The sequence below is a fragment of the Eubacterium sp. AF15-50 genome (genome assembly GCF_934835595.1).
GTDB classification, from domain to species: domain Bacteria; phylum Bacillota; class Clostridia; order Lachnospirales; family Lachnospiraceae; genus Eubacterium_G; species Eubacterium_G segne.
In genome coordinates, this window is record NZ_CAKVZL010000081.1 from 1 (window position 1) to 9,460 (window position 9,460).

Annotated in this window: 10 protein-coding genes and 1 riboswitch; of the genes, 1 reads left to right on the plus strand and 9 read right to left on the minus strand. The window is 33.0% G+C overall.

Annotation, left to right across the window (positions count from 1 at the left end):
- Positions 1 to 212, minus strand: a riboswitch (cobalamin riboswitch). This riboswitch is flagged as partial in the annotation.
- Between the two features lie 75 nt (positions 213 to 287).
- Positions 288 to 1,385: a ribonuclease H-like domain-containing protein gene (locus Q5O73_RS08655; RefSeq protein ID WP_302669482.1), complete on the plus strand. Its 1,098-nt coding sequence runs from the start codon at positions 288 to 290 to the stop codon at positions 1,383 to 1,385.
- Positions 1,386 to 1,451: 66 nt separating this feature from the next.
- Here Q5O73_RS08655 and Q5O73_RS08660 read toward each other — a convergent pair whose 3' ends face one another.
- The 9 genes from Q5O73_RS08660 to Q5O73_RS08700 all read right to left on the minus strand — a co-directional run.
- Positions 1,452 to 1,652 (minus strand): alpha/beta-type small acid-soluble spore protein, encoded by a 201-nt coding sequence (locus tag Q5O73_RS08660; protein ID WP_021952988.1) that lies wholly within the window; start codon positions 1,650 to 1,652, stop codon positions 1,452 to 1,454.
- A gap of 149 nt (positions 1,653 to 1,801) precedes the next feature.
- Entirely contained in the window at positions 1,802 to 3,172 is a 1,371-nt protein-coding gene (murF, locus tag Q5O73_RS08665; protein ID WP_302669483.1) for a UDP-N-acetylmuramoyl-tripeptide--D-alanyl-D-alanine ligase, read from the minus strand.
- A gap of 19 nt (positions 3,173 to 3,191) precedes the next feature.
- Positions 3,192 to 4,223, minus strand: coding sequence for a D-alanine--D-alanine ligase (locus tag Q5O73_RS08670; RefSeq protein WP_302669484.1), 1,032 nt, complete (start codon positions 4,221 to 4,223; stop codon positions 3,192 to 3,194).
- Positions 4,224 to 4,250: 27 nt separating this feature from the next.
- Positions 4,251 to 6,275 (minus strand): ATP-dependent DNA helicase RecG, encoded by a 2,025-nt coding sequence (recG, locus tag Q5O73_RS08675; protein ID WP_302669485.1) that lies wholly within the window; start codon positions 6,273 to 6,275, stop codon positions 4,251 to 4,253.
- Positions 6,276 to 6,392: 117 nt separating this feature from the next.
- The gene (locus Q5O73_RS08680) at positions 6,393 to 6,914 is read right to left on the minus strand and encodes a hypothetical protein (RefSeq protein WP_302669486.1); all 522 of its coding nucleotides are present in this window, start codon (positions 6,912 to 6,914) and stop codon (positions 6,393 to 6,395) included.
- A 195-nt stretch (positions 6,915 to 7,109) separates the two neighbouring features.
- Entirely contained in the window at positions 7,110 to 7,694 is a 585-nt protein-coding gene (locus Q5O73_RS08685) for a hypothetical protein (RefSeq protein WP_186840428.1), read from the minus strand.
- A gap of 448 nt (positions 7,695 to 8,142) precedes the next feature.
- Positions 8,143 to 8,451: a hypothetical protein gene (locus Q5O73_RS08690; RefSeq protein WP_186840429.1), complete on the minus strand. Its 309-nt coding sequence runs from the start codon at positions 8,449 to 8,451 to the stop codon at positions 8,143 to 8,145.
- Between the two features lie 148 nt (positions 8,452 to 8,599).
- The gene (locus Q5O73_RS08695) at positions 8,600 to 8,962 is read right to left on the minus strand and encodes a hypothetical protein (protein ID WP_186840430.1); all 363 of its coding nucleotides are present in this window, start codon (positions 8,960 to 8,962) and stop codon (positions 8,600 to 8,602) included.
- 22 nt (positions 8,963 to 8,984) lie between these two features.
- Positions 8,985 to 9,460: hypothetical protein (locus Q5O73_RS08700; RefSeq protein ID WP_302669487.1), on the minus strand; the 476-nt coding region annotated here is incomplete at its 5' end.

Genomic DNA, 9,460 nt, shown 5'->3' on the forward strand with positions numbered 1-9,460 from the left:
TCCAAACTCTATGCAGGTCTCCTGGCTTACACATCATCACTTTTATTTACCTTCCCGGTTGCCCAGTGGCGATTAAAAATCATACATGAATAACATGCCGCATAAATATGCGAATAAAAATTCCGTGCTTACAGTGGCGGGACCGTGCAGGATTTCCACCTGCTTCCCTCTTAGCTGATTTTTACCTCAGAACATAAAGTCCATATGATATTTTTTAACATCACGGGTAATTTTAGCATTGTGCAATTAGATTGTCAACTAACGTAAAAATATGCTAAAATATGCTTATGTTAGTAATAAGAGATAAAGCAAATATAAAAATTGACTACCCGGTTTCAACGATTGCAAATCCTGATAAAACAATATTTTTTGATATTGAAACAACGGGATTTTCAAGAAAATACTGTAATGTTTATTTAATAGGCTGTATGTATTTTTCTAATAATGAATTAATGTATGCCCAGTGGCTGGCTGAGAATTTTAATGATGAGGCAAATGTTCTTATGGCGTTCCACAAATTTTTAAAGGGATTTAACACCATTATTCATTTTAATGGAAATGCTTTTGATATTCCTTTTGTTAAAGAAAGAGGTGAGAAATACAACTTAGACTTTGATTTTGACAGATTTAACAGCATAGATATTTATAAACCTCTGTCGAAATTAAATCATATATTAAATCTGGAAAATCAAAAGCAGAAAACCTTTGAAAAAGCATTAAACATAAAACGTACTGATCCTTTTTCAGGCGGGGATTTAGTAGAGGTCTTTAAGCATTATGTAGAATCAAAAGATGAGAGGCTTATTTTCCCCCTTCTGCTACATAATCGTGAAGATGTTATTAATATGGGAAAATTAATATCCCTTTTATCTGTAAAAGATGTGTTTGATGGGAAATTTCATATTCAGGAATATTCCATTAACGAATATACAAATGTTGAAGGGGACATAGAAAAAGAATTAAGAATTAATATTTCATTTGAAAACAGGATTCCACTAAAAATGATATATAACAAAGATTATCTTCATTTTTCTGCCATAGATGATAGAGGATATATAACCGTTAAAATCATAAATGGAACCTTTAAGTATTTTTTCTCCAATCCGAAGGATTACTTTTATCTGCCTTTAGAGGATAAAGCAATTCATAAAAGTATTGCTTCTTTTGTGGATAAAAACTACAGAAAACAGGCGACAGCTTCTACCTGTTATGAGAAATTTTCAGGGGAGTTTTTACCGGTGTATTCTTTAGAAAATGATTGTTTTCTACAGGTTTTAAAAGAGGATTACAAATCTAAAACAGGAGTCATCAAACCTTCAGTTTTAAAGGATGAAAACATTTATTCATATGTTTTAGATATTATTAAATTCATGAAAAATAAATAGTTATAACTAAGTAAGGAGGTTCACATTTAGTGAACCTCCCTGCTGTTTTTAAACGATAGAAAATGATTATTTACCACTCATCTGTTTTTCCTGAGCTTCAATCATCTTCTTAACCATCTGTCCACCAACAGAACCTGCCTGTGCAGATGTTAAGTTTCCGTTGTAACCGTCTGTAAGCTGTACACCTACTTCTGATGCACATTCCATTTTAAATCTGTTCATTGCACTCTTTGCTTCTGGAACATTTACATTGTTTGAATTACTCATTTCAATTACCTCCATTTTCACAATCAGATATTTAAAAATTGTAACCAACCTTCAATTGAATTTTTGTTACACTAGTATTATGTGAAGAAAAGAGATTAATAAACTGGTAAGTTGTTGTTAATCTGACATTTTTTTCAAAATATAATAATTTAAAAAGTCTCTTTTATAAGATTAACTATTGTAGTAAATTTCATTCCGTTTGAAGCTTTAATTAAAACTGTATCTCCGGGTTTGATATACTCACTGATATTTGACTCAAAGTCCTGTTTATTATTAAAATGATAAACCATGTTGCATCCGCTTTTTGCAGCATCAGCTATGTTTTGTGCCAAATCACCAATACATATAACTTCATCTATTTTTAATCGGGCAGCTTCTTCTCCTACCTGTCTATGAAGTTCTGCTTCATTGTCTCCTAACTCATACATATTACCTAAGATAGCTACCTTTCTGCCATCTGCTTCTGATAAAACATTAAGAGATGCTTTCATTGACATGGGATTGGCATTGTAACAGTCATCTATTACTGTTATATTGTTTACGTTAAAGATGTTATTTCGGCCGTTTATTGCCTTAAGCTTTCTAATGCCGGAATCTATTTCTGAAAAACTCATTCCAAAATGAACACCTATGCATGTAGCTGCTAAGGCATTATAAATCATGTGAAATCCCGGAATTGGAATCAGTGTTGTAAAGGTTTTATCAAAGTATCTGATTTCTACTTCAGTTCCCATAACGCCTTTTGATGTGTGAGAAACAATTCCCACATTCTGCTTTGTATTTATGCCGAAAAACATTGGTTCATGTCCGTTTACTTCTTTTACATTAATTAATTTGTCGTCATCACCATTTAAAACTACAAAACAATCTTTTTGTGCGTGTTCAAACATTTCTGTTTTAGCTCTGAATACACCATCTCTGTCTCCTAAATTTTCCAAATGGCATGTACCAATATTAGTAATTACGCATACATCCGGCTTTGAAATATTAGCAAGACGGTGCATTTCACCAAAATCACTGATTCCCATTTCTATAACGGCTATCTGATGATTATCACGTATTTTTAACATGGTAAGTGGCATTCCGATTTCATTGTTATAGTTGCCCTCAGTTTTTAAAACCTGATATTTTTCACTTAAAACGGAAGCAATGATTTCTTTAGTGCTGGTTTTTCCTACACTACCTGTAATTCCTATGATTTTACATGAAAGCTGTTCTCTATAAAATTCAGCAATTGCCTTTAGGGCATCAGCAACAGATTTAACCAGTATGTATGGCTTGTTGATATCCAATTTTTTTTCAGATAAAGTGCATAATGCACCTTTTTCAAATACCTGTGGAATAAAGTCATGTCCGTCAACCTTTGCCCCCACAAAAGGAAGATACAAATATCCTTCTTCTATTAAACGGCTGTCTTTTTCAACACCTGTAATTTCAGTTTGTTTAAGACTTTCATCTCCTATGTATATTCCATTGCAGGCTTTAGCAATGTTTTCCAGTGTCATATTTTTTAAACTCATTTATTTGCTCCAATCAACATTATTTATATTTGTTTAACGACAATTCTACTATTTTATTACAAAGAGACGGATAATCCACACCTATTGCCCTTGCCTCATCAGGAATAAGACTTGTGGAAGTCATACCCGGTAATGTATTTACTTCTAAGCAAAACATATTTCCGGCTTTATCCATCATAACGTCTGCTCTTGAACATAGCGAACAACCAATTGCATCACAGGCATCAACAGCTACCTGTTGCATTTTCTCTGTAAGTTCATCACTTAAATTAGCAGGACAAACATGAGTTGTGGCACCATCTTTATATTTGTTTTCATAGTCATACCATCCTTCTCTTGGTATAATTTCCACAATAGGTAATGCCTTTCCATTTAAAACTCCAATGGAAAATTCACGTCCTTCTATAAAATCTTCAATTAATATTTCGTTATCATATTTGAAACATTCTTCCACGGCATTTTGGTAATCTTTTTCGTCTTTTACTAAAACCACACCAACACTTGAGCCACCGTTGCAGGCTTTAACTACAAGAGGAAGTGACATATTTAAGCGGTTGAGTTCTGTATCTTCACCTTTTTTCACCCAGACACTTTTAGCTGTTGGAACACCTTTTGCCATAAAAATCTGTTTTGTAACTGCTTTATCCATACCCATGGCGCTGGCTAAATGTCCTGAACCGGTGTATTTAATTCCGTATAAATCAAAGGCTGCCTGACATTTTCCGTCTTCACCGTTTTTTCCATGTAAGGCAAGAAATACAATGTCAGCTTTTTTACATATTTCAATTACATTATTTCCAAAGAAGCTTTTTCTTTTTCCTTCAGTTTCTTTAACTTTTGTAGAAAGGCTTTTTATGTAATCTTTTTCTTTTGTAACATCATATGTGTTTTTTGAGGTTTCAAAAATATCACAATTATCCATTCCAAAGAAAACATCCATCAAAATAGCATTGTGATTTTTTTCACGAAGTGCCTGACAAACATTATATCCTGAGCTTATTGAAACTTCTCTTTCTGTACTGTTTCCTCCACATAAAACTACTATATCCATAACTAATGTACTATACTCCTCTCAAATTTATATATTAATTGATGAAATTTTTGATGTATTCATCATTTCCATTTCCTCATCTGATACATACAATTCGCCGGATTCAATTAAATTAATTGCATCAGCAGCTTTTTTTAAAGTATCAGCATCATTCATAATATCGCCGATTTTAAATTCAAAATCACCACTTTGTCTGACACCGAAAAAATCACCCGGCCCCCTTAACTTCAAATCTTCATTTGCAATAAAAAATCCGTCGTTAGATTTATTTAATATTTCAAGGCGGTCTTTTGCTTCCTTCTTTTCGCTGCCATTTATAAAAATACAGTAGGATTGAAACTTTCCTCTTCCTACACGGCCCCTAAGCTGATGCAGCTGGGCTAATCCAAAACGTTCTGCATTTTCAACCATCATAACCGTGGCATTAGGAACATTAACACCAACCTCCACAACAGTGGTTGAAACTAAAACCTGTATTTCATTTTTTGAGAACTTCTCCATTATATCATTTTTTTCAGCAGGTTTCATTCTTCCATGCAAAAAAGATACATTAATTGCCGGTGGAAATATCTGCTTAAGCTTATCGGCATATTCAATAACATTTTCACCTTCTACAGCTTCGCTGTATTCTACCGTAGGACATATAATGTAAACCTGACGTCCCTGTGCAACTTGCTTTTCAATAAAATTATAGGCGTTATATCTGTAATCTTTGCCGACAACACAGTTGGCTATAGGTCGCCTTCCAGCAGGCAATTCATCAATTATTGAAATATCAAGGTCGCCATACATTATAATGGCAAGGGTTCTTGGAATAGGTGTTGCACTCATAACTATTGTATGAGGTCTGCTTCCTTTCCCGGAAATTGCTTCACGTTGTCTTACTCCAAATCTATGCTGCTCATCAGTAACTACAAGGGCTAGGTTTTTATATTTAACTTTATCTTGGATAAGAGCATGGGTTCCTATTATAACGTCTGCCGTGCCACTTTCAATATCCTGATAAACCATCCTTTTTTCTTTAGCCGTCATGGAGCCTACAAGTATAACAGGACACAAATCAATATTATTTTTTTCTAATGTTTCTTTTAGCTGTTCAAAATGCTGTCTTGCAAGAACTTCCGTAGGTGCCATAAGTGCCCCCTGATATCCGTTCAATGCAGCAGTTATTAATGCTAAAAAAGCAACTATCGTTTTACCGGATCCAACATCTCCCTGAATTAACCTGTTCATAACTTTAGGAGATGAGATATCTTTTTTTATTTCCTCCCATGTGCGAAGTTGTGCAGATGTGAGATTATAGGGAAGATTTTTTATTAAATTTTTAACCTTATCAGGTTCTTCTAAAATATATTCATTTTTTTCATTTTTATTGTTATCTTTTAAATTTCTAAGAGTATTAATAAATTCAAAAAATTCGTCAAATACCAGTCTTTTTCTTGCTGTAGAAAGTTCTTTCATGTTTTTTGGAAAATGAATATTTTTAATAGCCACCCTTCTATCTTCTAAAGAATATTTCTCTTTAACCGACACAGGAAGATTTTCTTTTATGTCAATAATATTAAGTGCCTGTGCAACAGATTTTTGAACTAAAGTATTTGTCAGACCGTGCGTAAGAGGATAAACCGGCTGCATTTCTCCCATTTTTGAGGTGTATTCTTTTATTGTAAAGATTTTTGGCTGCTCTATTTCAAAACTACCTTTAGATTCTCTTACAAATCCCCTAAAAATATACACATCACCATTTTTTAATTTGCATCTTAAATATGGTGCATTAAACCAGATTGCTTTAATTCCGTATCCTTCACTATCTCTAAGATAAGCTGTAACAATTTGCAAATTACGGACTTTTTTCACTGTAACATCCCTTACAACTGTTGCTTTAACCGCCTGAGTCCTGTCACAATCTAATTTACGGACAATTACAGGTTCCTCAAAAACATCGTAATATCTGGGATAATACTCCAGTAAGTCTTCAACACTGGATACACCTACTTTTTCAAACAAATTTTCAGTTTTCTGACCTATTCCTTTTAATTCATTAAGCAACATATTAATATCCTCAAAACATTTCAGCCTATTTTACCACATATGAAAAAAGAATGCCAGAAAATCGAAATGAATTTTGAAGCTTTGGTTTGACATTTTGATATTCATTTGTTATCTTATTTACGGAGCCATATTTGGTTGTAGCTGACGGCAATTGGAGCCTGAGTGCTGACAACCATTCATTGGTTCTTTTTTTGTCAGGCTCAATTTATAATTTTTATAGTTTATACCACTCTCAACGCCATATCCAGCCTTGCTTATACTTCCCTTGCTTATACTTCCCTTACTTACAAAGCCTTCGGCATTCTTAGCATATCTGCTTACAGCACCGGCAGCTCCTATAGGTGCAAAGATTCCCGTAAACATAAAGCCATCTATGGCACCATCTGCCAAATCATGTAGAAGTTCATTAGTATCACGTTCCCCGCAGGCAAGAGATATAGCCGCATCAGTTGCACCACCTAACAGCGAACCCAACAATAATTCACTTCCTACAGATACAGCTGCAGCCATTCCTCCCATTGTACCTGCAAGTATTCCTATGGCAATTGCGGCACCGGTTATGCCAAGAGCAATTTTACCCCATGCAGGTATTCCTGTATCGGTATTACCCTCATTATATGAAATACCTGAACCTGTCATTGCTTCAAAATATGAGGCTTTGATTTTGATTGTCCTTAAGTGCACTCAAAGTCAAATCTTGCTCTCATTAATCAATTCCTATACAGAATTGTATCATACTATAATCACATTAATATTAATGTTTTCGGCAATTGTTAGTTCAGTAGGATTATTTTTTACTTTTGAGCCCTAAAGTATAAGCATAATTAAATTATATTACCAGTTACATTCTTCAAAGTTTTCTAAATCTAATTCTGGTATGTATACGGAAATCCATCTAACCCTATTGGTTTCAGCATCCATTTCTATAAACACACCTTTGTCAGACTCCCATACTTCTTCAAATTCATTATAAACAAATGATGGTTCAATTTCTAACATTTTTTGTTCTGTAGTTCCGACTCCTATCTTTTCAAATAACCTTCCCTTATAGTTATCCAGTGTTATTATTCGAAATAATTTATTATTTCCAAGATGAAAGAATAATTCAACACTATTTTGAATATCATATCGAATCCAATTTTCATTAATTACCATAGCTTCAACATTATTTAATGATAATAAATCACTCAGTTCATCTCTTGTACTATATAATTTTATTTCTCCAAATCCCTTAAAGGGTATAATTGGAGCAGTAATGTCTAATAGCATATTAGTTACCTCCTGAAAAATAATTGTTGCATTTTCTTTTCCGTTTGTTTTGTAGAGACTTTCTGAACCATCGATTATTTTTATTATACTTTGGTATGTAGTACTTATTTTTACATACGGATTGCATCCATGTCTTCCACCACCTGGCAAAACTTGTACTTGAGAAATATTTTTTCCTCCGCCTGGGTTGTTTAGCTTTATAATTTGTTCTCCACTTTTTGACCTTGTAGATGCTTTTACTGTTACATCATAACCAGCATCTGTAAGAGCTTGTGTTATTTCATCCTATGTTATTTTAATCCATCAATTGTTCATATAAAAACTGACAAGCATCATCTTCCGATTCAAAAAAATCATTTGTTATTTTGATACCTCTTTCCAAATAATAAACAGACCACCTATCCTGAATTTTTTCCAAGCATAAACATTCATCTTTTTCCTATTCCTGTCAGATTGTAAATATAATTTGGAACTTCAATAACTTTAAAATTTATTTCTAATACCTTTTTAGTTATTTAATCTCTTTTAATTTGAAAACAATGAGTTCTATACTTTTGATGGAAGAATATTCCGTTTTGATTTAATTAAATAAAAATTTTTATTTTGTAAACTTTTTATAATATTCATGATTTTTATACGATTGTTCAATCTGATAAAACAAATCAACATCCTTCTCATCTGACCACACATCAAATCCTACATATGGAGAAATACGATATTGGATGCAAATATTATATTCTTCAATCCGAAATTCTCTTGACTTTTCTGCTTTGGTTAAATAAATATGTAAATCTTTCTTTAACGGATATTCTTTACCTTCATAATACATTACTGGTCCATTCTCTGTAGGATATAATGCAAAAAAAACATTCTCATCTTTGAAATATAACCCTGTAAAATACGGCATTTGCTTTTTTTAATTATTGTATTCCCTTTCTCCAGTAATTCTATTCAACATACAATGCTCATGTATTTCTATATTTGATAATTCAACGATTGTATCATTCATATGATTGTCTCCTTAGCCAACCTTTTAACCTACTAATGTTTTTTAATTATTCAAAATCCAAATCAATTCTTAATACATCCACTTGTACCTGTTTACCATCTAAATAGCCATAATTATATAATTCTTCTTCGTCTATTTCAAAATTGATTACGGATTTCAAAATTCCCTTAGCAATATCCAACGTACCAAAAATCGAATACGCAAAGCTCTGTTTTTTTCTCTCGATGCTTACTTTTTTTTCATCACACTGCGTAATTTCTAAGTCATCATATAATAGTATCTCAACTGTTGCCTCCTGACCTATTTCTTTAATAGTTCCACAATTAACAAATCCTGTGATATATACATCTCCGATTCTAACTGTAACTTCATCATCGACAATATTTATTATTTTGCAATTATATTTCATATGCATTACCTTTCTTATTATTTTATTTAGGATTAATAACAGGATTATTTACTCCGTTCAACATCTTCCAAAATGTTTTTCCACTTTCAGTATGGAACGTGGTAATATAGCCTTCATTATTGGTGCCAACAAAAGCAAACTTTGCATTTCCCTTACTGTTATTCCCCATAAACTGAACATATCCTGTTCTCGTTCCACCTTTATACACGTATTCAACTTTGTATCCATTTTGCATTACATTTTGTGCACCTTGTAAGTACTCTTCAGCAGAATTAAATGCCCCTTTAAACTCACCACCATGTTTATAAAAATGCGATAATAATTTTTCATCAGAGACAAAAGTCGCTTTGGTCCTACTACCACTCTCAGCACCATATCCAGCCTTACTTATACTTCCCTTACTTACAAAGCCTTCGGCATTCTTCGCATATCTGCTCACAGCACCGGCAGCTCCTATAGGTGCAAAGATTCCCGTAAACATAAAGCCATCTATAGCAC

Bases quoted from the DNA above. Each gene is read 5' to 3' on its own strand.
- Q5O73_RS08660 (WP_021952988.1), bottom strand. From the start codon at position 1,652: ATGAGTAATTCAAACAATGTAAATGTTCCAGAAGCAAAGAGTGCAATG.
- murF (WP_302669483.1), bottom strand. From the start codon at position 3,172: ATGAGTTTAAAAAATATGACACTGGAAAACATTGCTAAAGCCTGCAAT.
- Q5O73_RS08655 (WP_302669482.1), top strand. From the start codon at position 288: ATGTTAGTAATAAGAGATAAAGCAAATATAAAAATTGACTACCCGGTT.
- Q5O73_RS08695 (WP_186840430.1), bottom strand. From the start codon at position 8,962: ATGAAATATAATTGCAAAATAATAAATATTGTCGATGATGAAGTTACA.
- Q5O73_RS08670 (WP_302669484.1), bottom strand. From the start codon at position 4,223: ATGGATATAGTAGTTTTATGTGGAGGAAACAGTACAGAAAGAGAAGTT.
- recG (WP_302669485.1), bottom strand. From the start codon at position 6,275: ATGTTGCTTAATGAATTAAAAGGAATAGGTCAGAAAACTGAAAATTTG.
- Q5O73_RS08680 (WP_302669486.1), bottom strand. From the start codon at position 6,914: ATGACAGGTTCAGGTATTTCATATAATGAGGGTAATACCGATACAGGA.
- Q5O73_RS08690 (WP_186840429.1), bottom strand. From the start codon at position 8,451: ATGCCGTATTTTACAGGGTTATATTTCAAAGATGAGAATGTTTTTTTT.